Annotated in this window: 16 protein-coding genes and 1 tRNA gene; 10 read left to right on the top strand and 7 right to left on the bottom strand. The window is 63.1% G+C overall.

Annotated features, from left to right (window positions below):
- Positions 1 to 78: 78 nt before the first annotated feature.
- Together HBOR_RS12440 and HBOR_RS12435 are read right to left on the bottom strand one after the other, a co-directional pair.
- Positions 79 to 1,842 carry a Na+/H+ antiporter gene (locus HBOR_RS12440; RefSeq protein ID WP_006056409.1) on the bottom strand — a complete coding sequence of 588 codons (1,764 nt, stop codon included), beginning with the start codon at positions 1,840 to 1,842 and terminating at the stop codon, positions 79 to 81.
- A 78-nt stretch (positions 1,843 to 1,920) separates the two neighbouring features.
- Entirely contained in the window at positions 1,921 to 2,721 is an 801-nt protein-coding gene (locus HBOR_RS12435) for a helix-turn-helix transcriptional regulator (protein ID WP_006056410.1), read from the bottom strand.
- A 441-nt stretch (positions 2,722 to 3,162) separates the two neighbouring features.
- Here HBOR_RS12435 and HBOR_RS12430 point away from each other — a divergent pair, with 441 nt between their 5' ends.
- From HBOR_RS12430 to HBOR_RS12415, 4 genes are read left to right on the top strand one after another with little or no spacing between them, the layout of a single operon-like run.
- Positions 3,163 to 4,095, top strand: a complete 933-nt coding sequence (locus HBOR_RS12430) for a DUF4129 domain-containing protein (protein WP_006056411.1) — start codon at positions 3,163 to 3,165, stop codon at positions 4,093 to 4,095.
- Positions 4,092 to 4,658 carry a DUF7269 family protein gene (locus HBOR_RS12425; RefSeq protein ID WP_006056412.1) on the top strand — a complete coding sequence of 189 codons (567 nt, stop codon included), beginning with the start codon at positions 4,092 to 4,094 and terminating at the stop codon, positions 4,656 to 4,658. The genes HBOR_RS12430 and HBOR_RS12425 overlap by 4 nt, the downstream gene beginning before the upstream one ends.
- Positions 4,655 to 5,926: a DUF58 domain-containing protein gene (locus HBOR_RS12420; protein WP_006056413.1), complete on the top strand. Its 1,272-nt coding sequence runs from the start codon at positions 4,655 to 4,657 to the stop codon at positions 5,924 to 5,926. Before HBOR_RS12425 ends, HBOR_RS12420 begins: the two co-directional genes overlap by 4 nt.
- Positions 5,923 to 6,456: a DUF7519 family protein gene (locus tag HBOR_RS12415; protein WP_006056414.1), complete on the top strand. Its 534-nt coding sequence runs from the start codon at positions 5,923 to 5,925 to the stop codon at positions 6,454 to 6,456. The genes HBOR_RS12420 and HBOR_RS12415 overlap by 4 nt, the downstream gene beginning before the upstream one ends.
- A gap of 21 nt (positions 6,457 to 6,477) precedes the next feature.
- Here HBOR_RS12415 and HBOR_RS12410 read toward each other — a convergent pair whose 3' ends face one another.
- On the bottom strand, positions 6,478 to 7,428 hold the full coding sequence (locus HBOR_RS12410; RefSeq protein WP_006056415.1) for an AAA family ATPase: 951 nt from the start codon (positions 7,426 to 7,428) through the stop codon (positions 6,478 to 6,480).
- A 104-nt stretch (positions 7,429 to 7,532) separates the two neighbouring features.
- Between HBOR_RS12410 and HBOR_RS12405 the strand changes: the two genes are divergently transcribed.
- A tRNA-Ser gene (locus HBOR_RS12405) sits at positions 7,533 to 7,617 on the top strand.
- Between the two features lie 178 nt (positions 7,618 to 7,795).
- On the opposite strand, the gene HBOR_RS12400 is transcribed toward HBOR_RS12405, so the two are convergent.
- Complete coding sequence (locus HBOR_RS12400) at positions 7,796 to 8,581, bottom strand: creatininase family protein (protein WP_129783467.1); 786 nt, start codon at positions 8,579 to 8,581, stop codon at positions 7,796 to 7,798.
- Positions 8,582 to 8,691: 110 nt separating this feature from the next.
- Between HBOR_RS12400 and HBOR_RS12395 the strand changes: the two genes are divergently transcribed.
- Both HBOR_RS12395 and HBOR_RS20045 read left to right on the top strand, forming a co-directional pair.
- Positions 8,692 to 10,281, top strand: a complete 1,590-nt coding sequence (locus HBOR_RS12395) for a molybdopterin-dependent oxidoreductase (RefSeq protein ID WP_006056417.1) — start codon at positions 8,692 to 8,694, stop codon at positions 10,279 to 10,281.
- Positions 10,282 to 10,523: 242 nt separating this feature from the next.
- Positions 10,524 to 10,700, top strand: coding sequence for a hypothetical protein (locus tag HBOR_RS20045; protein WP_006056419.1), 177 nt, complete (start codon positions 10,524 to 10,526; stop codon positions 10,698 to 10,700).
- Positions 10,701 to 10,748: 48 nt separating this feature from the next.
- Here HBOR_RS20045 and HBOR_RS12390 read toward each other — a convergent pair whose 3' ends face one another.
- Together HBOR_RS12390 and HBOR_RS12385 are read right to left on the bottom strand one after the other, a co-directional pair.
- Positions 10,749 to 12,320: a (R)-citramalate synthase gene (locus tag HBOR_RS12390; RefSeq protein WP_006056420.1), complete on the bottom strand. Its 1,572-nt coding sequence runs from the start codon at positions 12,318 to 12,320 to the stop codon at positions 10,749 to 10,751.
- 84 nt (positions 12,321 to 12,404) lie between these two features.
- Entirely contained in the window at positions 12,405 to 12,752 is a 348-nt protein-coding gene (locus HBOR_RS12385; RefSeq protein WP_006056421.1) for a DUF192 domain-containing protein, read from the bottom strand.
- 132 nt (positions 12,753 to 12,884) lie between these two features.
- Here HBOR_RS12385 and HBOR_RS12380 point away from each other — a divergent pair, with 132 nt between their 5' ends.
- On the top strand, positions 12,885 to 13,472 hold the full coding sequence (locus HBOR_RS12380) for a DUF7097 family protein (RefSeq protein ID WP_006056422.1): 588 nt from the start codon (positions 12,885 to 12,887) through the stop codon (positions 13,470 to 13,472).
- A gap of 43 nt (positions 13,473 to 13,515) precedes the next feature.
- Here HBOR_RS12380 and HBOR_RS12375 read toward each other — a convergent pair whose 3' ends face one another.
- Entirely contained in the window at positions 13,516 to 14,700 is a 1,185-nt protein-coding gene (locus tag HBOR_RS12375) for a lysylphosphatidylglycerol synthase transmembrane domain-containing protein (RefSeq protein WP_241432421.1), read from the bottom strand.
- Between HBOR_RS12375 and HBOR_RS12370 the strand changes: the two genes are divergently transcribed.
- Positions 14,681 to 15,232 carry a GMP synthase subunit A gene (locus HBOR_RS12370; protein ID WP_006056424.1) on the top strand — a complete coding sequence of 184 codons (552 nt, stop codon included), beginning with the start codon at positions 14,681 to 14,683 and terminating at the stop codon, positions 15,230 to 15,232. The two genes, HBOR_RS12375 and HBOR_RS12370, sit on opposite strands and share 20 nt — an antisense overlap.
- 36 nt (positions 15,233 to 15,268) lie before the next feature.
- On the top strand, positions 15,269 to 17,179 hold the full coding sequence (locus tag HBOR_RS12365) for a DUF2070 family protein (protein WP_013440676.1): 1,911 nt from the start codon (positions 15,269 to 15,271) through the stop codon (positions 17,177 to 17,179).
- The last annotated feature ends 13 nt before the right edge of the window (positions 17,180 to 17,192 follow it).

The raw sequence follows: 17,192 nt of genomic DNA, 5'->3' as shown, positions 1-17,192 counted from the left end.
CACTTCGTCAGCGGCGTGTCGGTCACTTCATCGGTCGGCGTGTCGGTCACTTCGTCAGTCGGCGTGTCGGTCACTTCGTCAGTCGGTTCCGGCACCTTCAGTCTCGTCGTCGAGCGGGGACGTGTTCGACCCCGATTCGTCCGTGAGTTCTTCCATCGCTGTTTCGTCGAGTACGTCCTCACCGACATCGAGACCGAACGCCGTTGCGCGTTCGCGCCAGAACTCTCGGTAGCCCTCGCGTTCGATGTCGCTTGTCACCGTCGTTTCGCCGCGGTCGAGACGGGCCTGTTTCTGGTGGACTTCGGCGATGAGGTCCTCTGCGAGTTCAGTCGAGAGTTGGCCACTCAACTCCGCGTCGGTGATCGCGCTCTCTTCGGCGTGGAGAACGCGCCGTTCGCTCTGCAACAGTTCCTGTTTAAGCAGTGCGGGTTCGGCTTCCAGCAGGTCACGAATGACGGTGTTCAGTTCCTCTTTTTCGCGGCCGTACTCGCGTTGGAACCGCTCGTACACGTCGGTTCGGATGAGATTTCGCTCGTGGAGTCGTTCGGACTCATCCAGCGCTTCGTCAACTGCTTTCGCCCGCGTGAGGAGGAGATTATACAGCTCTTCTTCCTTCCCAGAAGTCTCGACGCCGACGGCGCGGAGGAACCGTTTCATCGACAGTCCCTGTATGACGAGGCTGAACGCGGCGATACCGAACACGAGGACGCGGAGTTGCTGTCGCGGGCCGACAGCCTCGGGGAGTCCGAGGACGAGCGCGATGGGGATCGATCCGTGGAGGCCGCCCCAGACGAGAACGTGCTGGTAGTTCCGCGGGACGTTTGCGTCCGAGAACCGGTTTGCAATCTCCGTCAGGGGGTAGACCGCAACCGCGCGTGCGACGAGGACGAGGACGACTGCGGGCAAGAGCAGTTCCGCCTCGGCGATGATCTGTCGAATCGGCGTTTTCACGCCGAGGAGAAGGAAGATAAACGTGTTGACGACGTACGCCGCCGTCTCCCACGTGTTGAACACGGCCGTCTTCGTCTGCGGCGACATGGCGTACTCACGGCCACGGTTGCCGATGAGGAGTCCGGCGGCAACGGTGGCGATGACACCGCTGACGTGGAGGTAGTGTTCTGCGACGAGGAAGGCACCGTAGGCGAGAACGACCGTGAGAATGATTTCAGTCATGTGTTCGTCGAGATTCGCCATCAGCCGGTAGATGAGGTAGCCTGCTGCGAGTCCGACGATGGCACCTCCACCGGCGGAGAAGATGATCCCACCGGCGAGTTCGGCGATTCCCTCTAGCGTCGCAAGATCTGCCGCGCTATCGCCCGCTTCGACCAGTGCGAGCAGTGCAGAGAAGATGACGACGGCGACGCCGTCGTTGAGCAGGCTCTCGCCCTCTACGAGGACGGAGAGTCGTTCAGGCGCGCCAACCTGCTTGAACAACGCCAGTACCGATACGGGGTCCGTCGGGAGGATGATGGTGCCGAACAGGAGGCCGAGAAGTAACGAGTAGCCGAGTAGTCTCGTGGAGACAACGCCGACAACGACGATAGAGGCGGCGAGGCCGACGGTTGCCAGCGTTAGCATGACCGAGAAGTTCGACCGGAACTCGTCGATGTCCGTCGTCGCCGCGCCCTCGAACAGTAACGGTGGGAGGACGACGAGGAGGATGATGTCGTGCGTGAGAGTAATGTCGATTTCCAGTCCGGCGATGGAGGCGGCGAATCCGGCTAAGAGGAGCGCGATAGTGTACGGCACCCGCCCGATTTTCGCCAACAGTGCGCCGACGCCACCCGCGATGAGAAAGACGGTCAACAGATCGATGAGTTGCTGTTCTAGCCCACTCGACATTGTCGAACCGTTCTGCTGGCCGACAGTTAGATGCGGCGGCTTCTGATCGGTGTGTGATGGGGCTCGGACGTGGTGTCTTCAGATCGGACGTGTCGATGCGACATCGTCTATCGGCGTCGCGTCACGCCAGAACCATTCGAAGAGGTCGTCACCGAACGCCGCCGCGGCCTCAGAGTCGGCGATAAGTTCGGTCCGCGGGTCGTATGTGCCGTCCAGTTGCGGTAACGAGAGGAATGTTATCCCGTTCGCAACCGCGAGGCCGAACGAGATATCCGTGACGCGGATGTTGAGGTTCGCCGGGACCGGAACGCGGCCGTCGGCATGGCGGCGAATTTCCGTGACGACGGCGTCGGTGACGAGGAGTCTGCCAGGCCGGTCATCACACACCTCTCGGAGCGTTTTTCCGAGGTCTGGAAAGTAGACGGGGGCGGCGATAGCTACACGCTCGGACTCACGGAGGTTTTCGTGGATGAGGCGTATCGCGCCCGACGGATCAGTCTCGGAGACGCGGAACACCGAACCCCCGTCGAGTTCGGCAAGACGAGCGCGGAACGCGTCCGGAAGTGCGTATACGTCGTGCGTGCGCCAGTAGTCGGGGTCTGACTGGAGGACAGATTCAAACTGTTGTCGCCGTTTGATGGCGTCAGCGACGACGATACCGAGACCGGTGAGTCGGAAGTGCTCGTCTTCGGTTCCCTCAAGGACACCGTTGTCGCGTAGGTTGTTCGTTGCTCCGTAGATACCTGATTCGCTGGCGTTGAGCTTTGTGCAGAGTTCGCGGGTCGTCTTCGGTTCTGAAGCGAGCGCCAAGACGACCGCCTGTCGCGTCGCTGAGCTCGTAACGTACCCGATGATTGATGGGTCCCCTATATCGCTCACTTCGTGTCAATTCAGTTTCGATTGACCTAAACCCAACGGTGCAATCACGTCTGATCCCAGCGGATCGGGGAACCGCGGGGAAAAGTGAGGGCGGCGATTTTGGTGCGCGGTGTCGACTGGCGGCGTCAATCTGAGGGGTCTCACGTCCCACGGACGCACCTGCACGGGAAAACGCCCGTTGGGACAAATAGTCCATAGTGACCCTCCTATTTCAAATTTTATCAATTCTGACAATAACTTTCTAAGATAAATGGAAAATTCCACTCCGACTGGAACGGCTACGACCGCCCTAACAGCCACCAATTATCTCAGGGTTGATCGGCAAGATCAGCCAGTCGGCGGTGCTCTCACTGCTTGAGACCGCTTCCGGCAGTCGGTTTCGTGTCAGTGACGCACGATAACCTCGAAACGCATTTACTGTGTGTCCCGGTATGTCGTGGCGTGGATAGACACGCCGCCCGAACAGTCGCCCTCGCCGTCCTCGCCGTCCTCGCCCTCGGAATGGCGGCGGCCACCATCGACACCGCTGTCACCGGCGGGTCAGGCGGTGGCGGTCTCGGAACAGGTGCTTCAACAGGAATTGGTCCGTCCGACGAAGGCGATGTCGGTCCCAGCGATACCGAAGGAGGTGGGATGACGTTCGGTTCGTTCTGCTTGCCGATACTGACGGAACCGCTCGTGCAAGCCGGCCTCCTCCTCGTCTTTGTCGGATTGCTACTTCTCACCTACTACGATACGCGGTCGCTGCTTCCCGTTTTCGTCATCGGTATCACGTTCGGTCTCCCCGGATACGTCTTCTGGGCACTCCTGACGTCTTGTCGCGCACTCGACTTCGGCGGCAGCAGTATCGGTGCCAGCAACGGGTCGTTTTCACTTCCACAGGGTGGCGGGGGATTCCCTGGGTCCGGTGACGGTCCTGTCGCCGCACCCACCGCGATATTCGGGTTTATTCTCGTCCTCGCACTCGTCGGTGCTGTCGCCCTCCTGTTCTTCTCGACCGGAGACGACGACGCTGCGGCGGACCCCGAGACGGTTCATGAGGAGGACGACGACGTTGACATCCGCGACATCGGCCGGGCCGCCGGTGCCGCCGCAGACCGGATCGAAGACGACGCCGACGTAGATAACGAAGTGTACCGCGCGTGGAGCGAGATGACTGCCCTTCTCGACATTCCGAATCCTCAGACGAGTACTCCCGGCGAGTTCGCATCCGCCGCGGTCGATGCCGGAATGACCCGTGAAGACGTGGACGAACTCACGCACCTGTTCGAGGAGGTTCGGTACGGCGGGCAGTCGGCGACGACCGACCGCGAAGAACGTGCGGTCACCGCTCTCAGACGCATCGAGTCGGCTTACGCGGAGGATGCGTCATGAACACGACAAAAATCACTGCCGGCGTCGGCGTCATCGCCGTTCTCGGCGGCGTCGCGGGCCTCGCGGGATTTGTCGTTCCCGGTCTGAGCGCGACGTTCGTCTTTGTCATCGTCGTCGGTCTCGTCGCAGGCGCCCAAGGCCTCCGCTACGCACTCGGACGCCGGAGCGTTGACTATCGTGCAGCAGACACAGGTGACCCCGAACTCCGATACCGAGTTCCGACGCCCGGCGACGACGTGGACCGCCGTCTGTCGAAGACCGGTTGGCGAGTGAGCGATGCGACCAACCTTCGGATGCGCCTCCGCGAGTCGGCTATTCAAACGCTCGTCTTCCACGACAACTGCTCGGCCGACGTTGCCGAACGACACGTCGAGGAAGGAACGTGGACGACTGACCCCGTCGCGGCCCGTTATCTCGGTGCCGACGTTTCGCTCTCGTTGGTTGACCGGGTTCGGTTGGTTGTTCGCGGACAGTCGTCCACCGCAGCGCGGGCCGCACGAACGATTGACGCTATCGAGTCTGTTCACGAGAGCGACGACTCCGTGACGGAGGCGCACCGATGAACGGATTCGATACGCACCGCTGGACCGGAATCGAAGGTGCCGCGCTCATCGCCGGTGCCGCGGGCGTCGTTTTCCAGCAACCGGCGCTCCTCCTCGTCGCCGGGGTCGGCGTTGCATACACCGCCTACGCGTGGTTCGCTGATGCGCCCGCTCCGGCGCTCGACATCACGCGAGAACTCTCCAACCAGACGCCGGATACGGGGGAAGACGTACGCGTGACCGTCACCGTTAGGAACGTCGGCGCGACGCCGCTCACGGACCTCAGACTGATCGACGGCGTCCCGCCAGCGTTGGAGGTGACGGACGGGTCCGCCCGAATCGGAACAGCGCTTCGCCCCGGAAAGGCGGCGACGTTCTCGTACTCCGTGGAGGCTGTCCGCGGCGAACACGCGTGGGATCCGCTCCATGCCGTCGTCCGTAGTCCGAGCGCGGAAACGGAGCGAAGCGAGGACATCTCTCCTGACGAGACGACCGTCCTCCGGTGTACCCCGTCGCTCGAAGCGACCGCTGATCTGCCGCTTCGAGGCTTGACGACGCAGTACACCGGCCGAGTCGCTACGAACGTCGCCGGGGCCGGGTTGGAGTTCTATTCGACCCGCGAGTACCGTCGCGGCGACCCACTCAACCGTATCGACTGGAACCGCCGCGCTCGCACGGGAGAGATGGCGACGCTTGAGTTCCGCGAAGAACGCGCCGCAACGGTCGTTCTCCTGATCGACGCCCGTTCGGAGGCGTACGTCGCTACCGACGAGGGCGAACAGAACGCCGTCGAACGAAGCGTCGATGCCGCGACGAGGGCGTTTTCGTCGCTTCTCGACAGCGGCGACCGTGTGGGGGTGGCGGCACTCTCACCGCACGAGTGTTGGCTCGCACCGACAACCGGCAGCGACCATCGCGCTCGCGCTCGTGAACTGTTCGCAGCGAATCCCGCCCTCGCGCCGACGCCATCGGATGATTCGTACTTCCCCGTCGTCGCGCTCCGTCGCCTCCGGCGTCGGCTTCCGTCAGACGCACAGGTTCTTTTCTTCTCGCCGCTGGCGGACGACTTTGCCACCGTTGCCGCACGGCGTCTCGATGCACACGGGCACTTGGTCACGGTCGTCAGCCCCGACCCGACAACGGACGACACGCCGGGGCACCGCCTCGCGGCTATTGAACGACAGAACCGCCTCGCCGGACTCCGACAGTCGGGTATTCGCGCCATCGATTGGGGCGAGGAACCGCTGGCGACTGAACTCGCCCGCGCCGAACGGCGGTGGTCGCAATGACGGAGATCACCCGTCGTCCGGCGACGCAAGGCGTACTGCTCTCGCTTGTTGCCGCTACCGTCGGATTCATCGGTATCACGCTCGCCGCCGCCGGGGCCGCCGCACCCGCGGCCGTCGGCGTCGTTGTCCTCGCTGTGGGCCTTTTCCGCGCCTCGCGCCGTCTCGTCACGCTCGGTGCAACGGCACTGTTCCTCGGCATCGTCTACGCGGGCGTACTGGGTGGCGTCGCGGAACTCCTCCTCCTCGGTACTCTGGGTGCTGTCGTTTCGTGGGATGCCGGCGAGTACGCTATCGGCGTCGGTGAGCAACTCGGCCGCGACGCCGATACGACTCGGTTGACGGTGGTTCACTCGGCAGCGACGCTCCTCGTTGGCATCGCTGGCACCGCCGTCGTCTACGCGGTCTTCCTCGCGGTCGGTGGTGGCCAACCCGTCGCGGCGTTGGTACTGGTGCTTCTCGGTGCAACCGCGTTGGTCGCGGCACTGCGTGGAAATCGAGACACGGGCCGACAGGTTCGCCGCGGCCGCTAGTCGGTGTCTCTGCGCCCGCCGCTACTCTATCGTCGGCACTTCGACCCGTTCGAGAACGTCGGAGACGACATCCGCTTTCGCCACGTCGTTTACCTGTGCGTCCGGCGTGAGAACGAGTCGGTGTGCGAGGACGGCAGGGGAGACGCGCTTTACGTCGTCTGGTGTGACGAACTCGCGGCCTGAGAGTACGGCGCGGGCGCGCGACGCTTCGAGGAGGCGCTGCGTCCCGCGCGGGGAGACGCCAACGTCAACCCGTCGGTCGTTGCGAGTCGTCCGCGCGATGTCTGCCATGTAGTGCAACAGGTCTTCGTCCACTCGCACGTCTTCGGGAACGAGTCGCACATCCATCACTTCCTCGCGGGAGAGGACCGATCCGACGCTCGGACTACGGGCTTCGCGTCCGACACGGCGACGGAGGAGTTCGACTTCGCCGTCGGAGTCTGGATAGCCGATGCTCGTCTTGACGACGAAGCGGTCGATCTGCGCCTCTGGGAGTGGGAACGTCCCCTCGCTTTCGACGGGGTTCTGCGTGGCGATGACGAAGAACGGCTTCGGGAGTTCGTGTGTCTCGCCGTCCACCGTGACCTGTCCTTCTTCCATCGCTTCGAGGAGGGCGGCCTGCGTCTTCGGCGGCGCGCGGTTAATCTCGTCGGCGAGGACGACGTTAGCGAAGATGGGTCCTTCGGAGAACTCGAAGGACTGCTCGCGCTCGTTGAAGATGTTCGTCCCGGTCACGTCGGAGGGGAGGAGGTCCGGCGTGAACTGCACGCGGGAGAACGAGAGGCCGAGGGCGGTGGCGACGCTTCGTGCGCTGAGGGTCTTTCCGGTACCGGGGACGTCTTCGAGGAGGACGTGGCCGCGGGAGAGGACGCCGAGCATGATCCGTTCGAGGAACTCTTGCTCGGCGATGACGGCCTTCGACACTTCCGCGAGGACGCTACTGCACGCCTCACTCGCTTCGGGGATATCCATATCTCCCTTGCCGTCGTCTTGTGACTTAGTACTCCGGGTCACACCGCTCTGGTCCGTCGAAATCGAAACCGATTAAACGTACCATCTCCCAACTGTGGATGCAAGCCGAGGTAGCCTAGCCCGGCCAAGGCGGTAGATTCGAAATCTACTGTCCATTCGGACACGTGAGTTCAAATCTCACCCTCGGCGCTTCTCAGCGAACTCAATCCGCGAGAGACCTCCGTGTCTCTCGTATATCTGAGTCGCTGTGTGCGTGTTACTGAGATGTGAACTAGCGAGCAACCGCGGGGAGCGAGTGGAGTTCAAATCTCACTCTCGGTGCTTTTCACGGATACTACATTTCGAGCGGCGCGTCTCTACATCTTGCTCACACCGCGTCGCGTTCGGTTTCAATACGTTCGACGTAAGCGTCGGCGACAGCCTCGAAAATCTCCTCGCCCGCTTCGGCAGTCGCTGCTCGCGGATCACCGAGGACGCCGTTTTCGGTAATCGATGCGAACCCGTCGCTGAGCAGTCGCGCCGTCGAGACTTCGCCTTCGTGGCCGACGGCCAACTCATCGGTTCTGACGAGACCCTCGTCTACGGCCAGTACCATTGCCGTCTCGACTGCGCCCGCGTGAATGACGGACTCTTCGTACTCGACGCCGCCCGCGTGCAAGCCTGCTTTCTGTCGGTCCATGTACTCGTGTAGGTCAGCGACGGCGACGACGTTCGCATCGATTTCACGGCCGATTTCGGGCGCGACGGTGTTGACCGGGGCGAAGTTGCCGCCGTGCGTCGGAACCAAAGCGATATGCTCGAATCCGTGTTCGTCGAGCGACCGACAGTACGAGCGAATCACGTCCATCAGCGTCTCTGGCGGGACGGTAATCGTACCGGGAAACTCCATGTGGTGGCCCGAACACCCCGGTCGAATCGTCGGCGCGGCGAACGCATCGCCCAGTTTTTCGGCGATGCGCCGTGCGAGTTCGTCGCCCGCGAGCGTGTCCATGATGAGGGGGAGATGCGGGCCGTGTTGCTCGATAGCTCCGACTGCGACGACAGCCGTCCGCATGCCGGATTCCAGCGCTGATTCGACTTCTGTCCACGTACACGCTTCTAAGCGTATGGATGGCAGAGAAGACACGGTTGAAGCTATCGTATCAATGGACATGTGTTTTTCGTTCGTTATGTTTCCGTTCGCTGGCGGTCCGGATTCATCCCGAAATTGGGAGAGATTCTGAAGAAGGTACAACCGTGCCGCAAACCCACACACTCGTACGGATGACATCGAACCGCTTGCAACGTGTCGGGCCGACATCGTTCGTCGCGTTCCTCGCGGGCGTCGCCGCCGTCGCGGGATCGTACGCGACCGCCGGATTTACTCCCGCATTCGTCGTCGCACCCGTTGCGGCGTTCCTCACTCGGACCGTCCCCGATGCCGTACTTCGGTTCGCTATCGTCACTCTCGGGACGTTCGCGGGTATCGACCACTTCGGGCAGTTGCTCAACTTGGCGCTCGCAACCGGCCTCACTACGGCATTACTGGCGGGCGTCTCGTTTCTCGCGCTCGTCGCTGGCCGCCGACTTGATGCTCGATTGGCACCTGTCGGTCTGGTCGGCGCATCGATGTGGGTCGTTACTGTGGTTCTTACGGGCCAACTGATGCTCTCACTCGGAGCAGCCGTCGGTGGTGCAGTCGTCGTCCTCGTCGCCGAACTCGCCGCCGTGATGGGTGAGCCAAGCGCCGCTACCGACTCGTCGGTCCGGCGGCGAGTACTCGGCGGCGTGGCGAGTGCGTTCGGCGTCGGCATCCTCAGCTATCTTTTCGGCCGGTCGGCATCGGGACCCGCTGCGGTCACGTCGTCCGTCGATGGTTCCGGTACGCCCGGCGGTCCCGATGGGTCTGGGCCATCGAGCAACGACAGCCAATCGGTCGGTGACTCGACAGTCACGCAGGAGTATCTCGCGGAAGCCGAACGCCGAACGCTCGACGTAGACGGTCTAGAGGGTCTCGTCAGCGACGACTTCTATCAGGTAGACATCAACAATATTGACCCGAACCTCCGCGCGAGCGATTGGACGCTCTCAGTCACTGGGAGTGTCGAACAGGAAGCAACGTACACGTACGACGAGTTGACTGCGATGGGTGACGAACAGCGATTCGTCACGCTCCGGTGCGTCAGCGACAAAATAAACGGGACGCTGATGGATACGGATCTTTGGACTGGCGTCCCGATCTCACGGATCTTAGACGAAGTGAATCCGCAGGGTGCGTTCGTCATGCTCCGCGCGGCGGATGACTACTTCGAGGAATTCCCCGTCGAAGCGCTCGAAGACGGCTTCCTCGCTTACGGGAAACGCGGCGGACCTCTCCCGAGGGCACACGGTCACCCGGTTCGGGCGCTTATTCCCGGCCACTGGGGGGAGATCAACGTCAAGTGGGTCACGGAGATGGAGATTCTGGACGGCCCCGAGAAGGGCTTTTGGGAGCGACGCGGTTGGCACGGAACCGGTCCCGTCAACACCGTTGCGAAACTTCACACCACGAATCGGCGCGACGGCCAGATACAGGCGGCGGGCCATGCCTACGCCGGTACGCGTGGCATCGAACGGGTGGAAGTCTCCATCGACGGCGGCGAGACGTGGGCTGACGCGACGCTCTCGGACCGCTTACCTGCCGGAACGGACGAGTCCGGTGAGGCGGCCGAGGACGCGTGGCGACAGTGGGAGCACACCTACGAGAACCCGGGTCGCCGACACACTGTCGTCGTCCGCGCCACCGACAGTACCGGGACGCTCCAACCGCGCGAGGAGGAGAGTCCGTTCCCGAGTGGGGCCACTGGATGGGTGTCGAAAACGATCTCGCCGTAGCGCGGTCCACGGCACGTCGAAACGTTGAGTCATAGAACGACTGAGAGCAATGCTGTGTCCGCCGCTGCCCCTGATCGCCTCGACTCACGCGATAGAATCGAACTCCGATTATCGCTTCTCGGACTCCGATCTCTGTTTCCGGCTCTCGAACTGGTCACTCCCGAGTACCCCACCGCTGTCTCCTGATTACACTTTCACTCCGCTAGGATTGACTACTTATCCGTTCTCACGAATGATATGGTATGAACGCGCTCGCAGTCGAGCAAACTGACGAACGCACAGGGCAGACACGCCGAATCGACGTCACCGAATTTCGGACTGTTCGCGTCGCTGACTACGCCCGGACACGATTCGACGGCGACGTTCGGTTCGAGCGGTGCGCCGGAACGACGTATCTCATCGCAGCGGACCGTCGATAAAAATCGGGGCGCGGAATTCGCCGCCCGGTGGTTGCCAGACGCCCGCTATCAGTCGTCCGCGCGCGGCGGCGATTCAGCCGTGTCGTCCGGGGTTCCGTCCACGGCGACGAGGAGTCGGTCGAGGGCCTCGACCATCGCCTCCACGCTGGCGCGGGTGATGTCCGAGTCACTAGTCGCCACCGTGACCGACCGGTCTCCGTGGGACATCTCCACCTCGACGGTGACGACAGCATCCGTCCCACCGGTGATGGCGTCCACGTGGTAGGAGTCCAGTTGCGCGTCTGCATCCGGTCCGAGTGCCGAGCGGACCGCTTTGACCGCCGCATCAACCGGCCCGCTTCCCGTACCGGAGGCGACGCGTTCCTCATCATTCACACGGAGACGAACCGACGCGGTAGGTGTTCCGCCACCTGACGCGGCCGTGAGATCGAGGAGTTCGACGCGCCGGTCGCGTTCTCTGCCCTGTACGTCTTCTGCGATGGCGAGAAGGTCGGCGTCCGTAACGCGCTTGCCCCGGTCGCCGACGGCCTTCACGCGTTCGACGACGGCCGCGAGTTCGTCGTCAGTTACGTCAACGTCGTGTTCGTCGAGTGCGGCCGCGACGCCCGCACGCCCGGCGTGCTTTCCGAGAACCAGACGGCGCTCCCGACCGACCGTCTCTGGCGGGTAGGGTTCGTACATCGCGTCGTCCTTCAGCGTCCCGTCGGTGTGGATGCCGCTCTCGTGTGTGAACGCGTTTTCACCCACGACGGCTTTGTTCGGCGGGAGGGGGACGCCCGTCGCGTGGGCGACCTTCTGCGCCAGCGCGTAGAGTTCATCGAGTTTCGCTGTCTCGACGTCGTAGCAGTGCGAGAGTGCTATTGCCACTTCTTCGAGCGCGACGTTCCCGGCGCGTTCTCCAATTCCGTTGACCGTCCCGTGGACCACGTCAGCCCCGGCGGCCAGACTCGCGTAGACGTTCGTCATCGCCAGTCCGAGGTCGTCGTGTGTATGCGTCGAGACGGGGCCGAGTTCGGCCAGTGCCGAGACGTACTCGTACGTCGTCTCGGGGCTCGCGTGGCCGACCGTGTCCGCGTAGCACGACCGGTCGGCTCCGGCGTCGAGTGCGGCCTCCGCGATGTCTACGAGGAACTCAAGGTCCGCGCGGGACCCGTCTTCACCGATGACTTCGACCCAGAGGCCGTGGTCTTTCGCGTAGGCGACGAGGTCGCCTGTCGTCTCGACCACTTCCTCGCGTGTCGTCCCGACCTTGCCTTCGACGTGCTTGTCGCTGGCGGGAACGACGATCGTGACGCCGTCGACATCGCAATCGAGCGCGAGGTCAACATCGCGTTGGACGCCGCGGGCGAAACTGGTAATCGTCGCGTCGAGTCCGAGGTCGGTGACGCGGCGGATCGTCTCACGTTCGCCCTGCCCAGTGCAGGCGCTTCCCGCTTCGATGTACTGGACGTTCGCCCGGTCGAGTGCGCGCGCGATGTCGGCTTTCTCTTCGGGCGAAAGCGAGATACCCGGTGCTTGCTCGCCATCGCGGAGCGTCGTATCTAACAGCTGTACGGTGTCGTCAGAATCCAGAACGGATGCGTTGGGTGTTGTGGGGTTACCCCCGAATAAATCGACCACGAGTCATGTGCTCACACGGTTCGAGGCCACGGATGTACTTAAAGCGGGCCTTCTTGACAGATTTCGCCGTCCGATGCGCCGCAGTCACTCGACTAGCCTGACCGTATCACCGCGCTCGATGCCGTCGGCCGCACCGGCCGGAAGTTCGATGATTCGGTCGGCGAGACCGAAGCCGATTCCGGTCCATCCGGAGAGTCGCTTCTTCTTCGTCACTTCCTCGCCGGCCAACCAGAGGGCGTCGATGTCGAACGGGACGAACACCATGTGGAGGTTCCGCTTGTCTACCTCGTCGAACTCGAAGACGAGCGCGTAGTCGTCGGGAATGCGACGGCGAAACATCAGTCCACGGGCTTTCGTGAGAAACGTATCTGCGACTTCCACGTCGCTGGCGATGGTTCGACCGGTCCCGTCTTGACGGTGTTCGACGTACACGGCGGGGCGTCACCCGGCGAATATATAAAATCAACGTGCGCGGTGGGGTTTCTGTCGTCCCACCTGCGGTCCGTCTCCCTGTGGTCGGCGTCGGGCCACGGATTGAATACCGACCGCACGTAACGCGACGCCATGGAGAAGACGCCCACGGGAACCCCGGTCGGCGTGGACGACCCGTACGACTACGCGGGCGTCTGTGACCATCTCACGGGTGACGGTCGGTGTCGGTTCGCCCTCGACCGCGCAGGCGATGATCCCGAGTTCGCTGCTGCCCGCCGCGGCGACGACTACGCCTGTGTCGCGGCCGACGAGGACTGCGAATTCCGCGACTGTCCTCACTACCGCTCGACGACTGACGGCCACGAATGCGTCCGCTGCGGTCTCGAAGAGGTCCGGATGGCCCACGAGACGGGCGCACGGCCGCTCCTCGAAGAACACCACCTGTCGTACGGTGGAAGCGGAGGCAAACGCGCCGCCGACACCGCCGAGCGACGTTCGTCCAGTCACCGAACGCAGTCCGATGACGACGAACCGAGCCACGAGATAACGGTCGCGCTCTGTCGGTGGTGCCACACGAAGGTCCACAAGTCGTTCGCACGCATCGACGACGACGCCTCGCCTGATCCCGAAGCGTTCGCCGCGCGCGAGGAACGCCGTTCCCGCGAACAGGAGGAGTTCGGTTTCAGTTCGGCTGCCGAACGGTTCGGTAACGACGGCTGAGTCCCCGATTTTGCTCGCCGGTGACGGATAATGTGAGCGCTGGCTACGACGGATACAACGCCGCGAGGAGTCCGGTCGCCGCGGCATCGACGGCCACCACGACCCAGTACCCACAGACCCGATAGAGGAGTGCGACGGCGGCCGCGGTACTGACCGGAACACCTGCGGTAGCGACGAGTCCCGCGGTCACGGCGACTTCGACGCCGCCAGAGCCGCCCGGAAGCGGCGACCATCCGACGAGACCGGATGCGGGCGCAACAAACAGAGCGGCCGCCAGCGGAATCTCAACGTCAAGGGCGGTGGCGGCGACAGCGAGTGCGGTGCCGAACGCCACCCACCCGAGAGCGGCAAAGACGCCTGCAAGTGCGACGCGCTTTCGGTTCTCGGCGACCGTGTCCAGCGTCCGAAAGTAGCTCTCGATTCGCTGTTCGACCGAATCCGGACGGAGGAGTCGTTCGGCGGTTGAGATACCAAGCCGCGCCGCGAGCCGATGGCCGACGGCGATGACGGTGACGACCGCCCGTTCGAGCAGGTCGCGGCGGCGTGTCACGAGGACGAATATGGCGCTTGCAACTGTGAGGGCACCGAGAAGACCGGCAACGAACGTCCGTACGTCGCCGATATCCGAATCGAGGAGCAAAAAAAGCAGGCCGAGCGTCGAAATCGTCACCGCTGAGAGCAGGTTCAACAGGTCGGCGACGGTGACGGCGGCCAACGCTTCTTCGTACTGCAATCCGAACGGTCGGGAGACGGCGTAGCTCGCTATCGCTGACCCGCTCAGGTGCCCCATCGGGAGGACCTGTCTGGCGAAATCGCCCGAGCGGTACGCGAGACGGTAGTGGAGGCCGCCGACCGGCTTCGCGGTTGATAATGCCTGTCGGAGCGATTCTCCCCACGAGGAGATGGCGGCAACGCCCGCGATGCACCCAACGGCGACTAATCGAAGGTCTGCACGGGCGACGGCGACGACCACCTCGCGGCCGCCGGTCAGCGAGATAAAGATGACGAGAACGACGATGGCGAGGGCGATGCCGACCACCGCGCGAACGGCCGGCCGGAGGCGAGTCCGAGTGCGTGGGGAGGCCACATCCGGTTGCAGGGGGTGGAGTGACTTCAGTCCGCTGCCGTCGGCGGATTGGCCCTCGTCTCGTTCCGTCGTCGCGTTCCGGACGCTTTTTGACTGCCAGCCCATTACAGGGCTGTAACTGATGACTCGCATCGTCGTCATCGATAACCACGGCCAGTTCACTCATCTCGAACACCGAGCGCTCCGTGATCTCGGTATCGACACCGAACTCGTGGACAACGACACCCCGCCCGAAGAGATCGACGCCGACGGCATCGTTCTCTCGGGTGGTCCTGATATGGATCGCATCGGCAACTGCCCCGACTATCTCGAACTCGACGTGCCGGTTCTCGGCATCTGTCTCGGAATGCAGATTATCGCCTCCGAACTCGGCGGTCGCGTCGGAAGCGGTGAGTACGGTGGGTATGCCGACGTGACTGTCGGCGTTCTCGACGAATCCGACCCGCTCATCGGTTCGCTCGCCCCTGAGACACGTGTCTGGGCGAGTCACGCAGACGAGGTGAAAGAGGTCCCCGCTGGCTTCACACACACCGGCAGTTCCGATGTCTGTTCAATCGAGGCAATGAGTGATCCCGACCGCGACCTGTACGGCGTCCAGTGGCACCCCGAGGTGGCACACACGGAGAACGGCGAGGAAGTCTTCGAGAACTTCCTCGACATCTGCAACGCCTGAACCGGGTTTAACGACCTCCCAATCCCTCTCTCTACAATGACTGCCACCCAAAGCGATCTAGCGGGTCTCTCGCGGTTTATTTTCCGCGCACCCAGTTGGTACACCAGTCTTACTTTCGCTATCCTTATTGCGGCGATGGCTGGTGTCGGCGCGTTCGATTCCGGCGAGTCGATGCAGACGTGGCGCGGGTTGTTCTTCATCGGCAAGGACGCGTGGGAAGGAATCTTCTTTATCGGCGTCCCCACCGTCGTCGCGGCGGTCGGGACCTCCGGCGTAGACCGCTACGTGGGCGGGACACTCACGCCGAACCGGTCGTCGCTTCTCGCACTCGTCTGCGAGATTATCATCGTCACCATCGTCACCATCGCAGCCACGATTTCGGTGTTCACCGGTCTCGGTCAGCGATTCGTCTTCGACGCACTCGTCGTCGCTCTCGCGTCAGTGTTCGCCTTCCGTCTCCTCGTCGTCATGGCCGTCTCGCGCTCCTCGTTGCTCGTGGCGGCGATACCGGCGAGTCTCCAGACACTTGCCGCGGCAGTGCTGTTGTTTATCTACAGCGGAACGCTCACATTTCTCTCCGACGGCGGTCCAATTCTCAACGCCTACCTGCGACCGTACCTCGTGCGGGCCGACCGCGCTCCCGCGGAACTGTCGGCTATCTCGCCGGACCATTTCGCCCTGCTCGGAGTGACCTGCGTCATCTACGCGCTCGGAGTCTACGCGTTCATCGTCGTCGTAGACCGACCGTGGCGTCGCAGTCTCGGTGTTTCGGTCCTCGATTTCATCCGTGGATTCATCGGTCATCTCGCTGAGGGGTCTCGGGAGTTAGAGGAGTTCTTCGAACAACTCGGTGAGGAGGCCATCGTCCCAGTCACGGTGCTTTCGTTCCGGTCCAGTGCCGGCGAGAAGGCACGGTTCATCCTGCCGATGATACATCCCGGCCCGATGGGTGAAATCGGTGGCGGGAACTTCCCCGAACGCGTCGCCAGTCGTTCGGACGGGTTGGCTTTCCCTCCGCACGCCACTGCCGGGCACGACTTCAATCTCGTCACCGAACGCGAAGTCGATACGATTCTCGAAGCCGCAGACGCCGCACACGAGCAAATCGAGTACGGTTCGGAAGCGACGCAGAGTATTCAGGTTCAGTCCGGTGAGGCGAAAATGCTCGGGCAGGGATTCGGCGACGACGCCGTTCTCGTCTCCACGTACGCACCAAACTTCGCAGACGACGTAGAGTACGCCGTAGGACTCTCTGCGGCGACGGAGGCGCGAACGGCCGGGATCGAAAACGTGCTTCTCGTGGACGCGCATAACAGTAACAACGGTCTCGACGGCCCTGATCTCGGACATATCACGCCCGGGTCCAAGCGGTCGTTCGACATGATAACTGCCGCTGGACTCGGCGGTGAAGCTCTTACCTCCGCAAGCCGCGGCGACCTCTCGATGGGCGTTGCGTGGGACGAAACGGAGTGGGTCCCGCGGGAAGGAATCGGTCCCCTCGGCATCCGCGTCGCCGTCACCGAAGTCGCGGGACAGACGACGGCGTACGTTCTCATCGACGGGAACAACATGGAACCGGGGCTACGCGACGACATCGTTTCGGATCTCACGGGTGGGGAGAACCCGCTGGCAGACGTCGCCGAGGCGATGACGACGGACACGCACATCGTCAACACTGTCGAGGCGGATAACCAGGTCGGCGCAGCGATTGACCAAGGAGAAATCCGCGAACTGATCGTCGAACTCACCCGCGAGGCGCTGTCCGATGTCGAACCCGTCGAGGCGGGGATGGCCGTCGAACGCGCCGAGGTGACGGTGTTCGGCAACGACCGAACCGAGACACTCGCCAGTCACGCAAACGCCGTTGTCGCCATGGGCGGTGCGTTCGCCGTCTCCGTGACGCTGGCCGCGATGGCCGTGAGCATCCTCATCTTCCTGTTCACCTGACGACGCCGTCGCT

The sequence above is a fragment of the Halogeometricum borinquense DSM 11551 genome, assembly GCF_000172995.2.
In the GTDB taxonomy this organism is placed as follows: domain Archaea; phylum Halobacteriota; class Halobacteria; order Halobacteriales; family Haloferacaceae; genus Halogeometricum; species Halogeometricum borinquense.
This window is presented reverse-complemented; position numbering and strand designations above follow the sequence as displayed.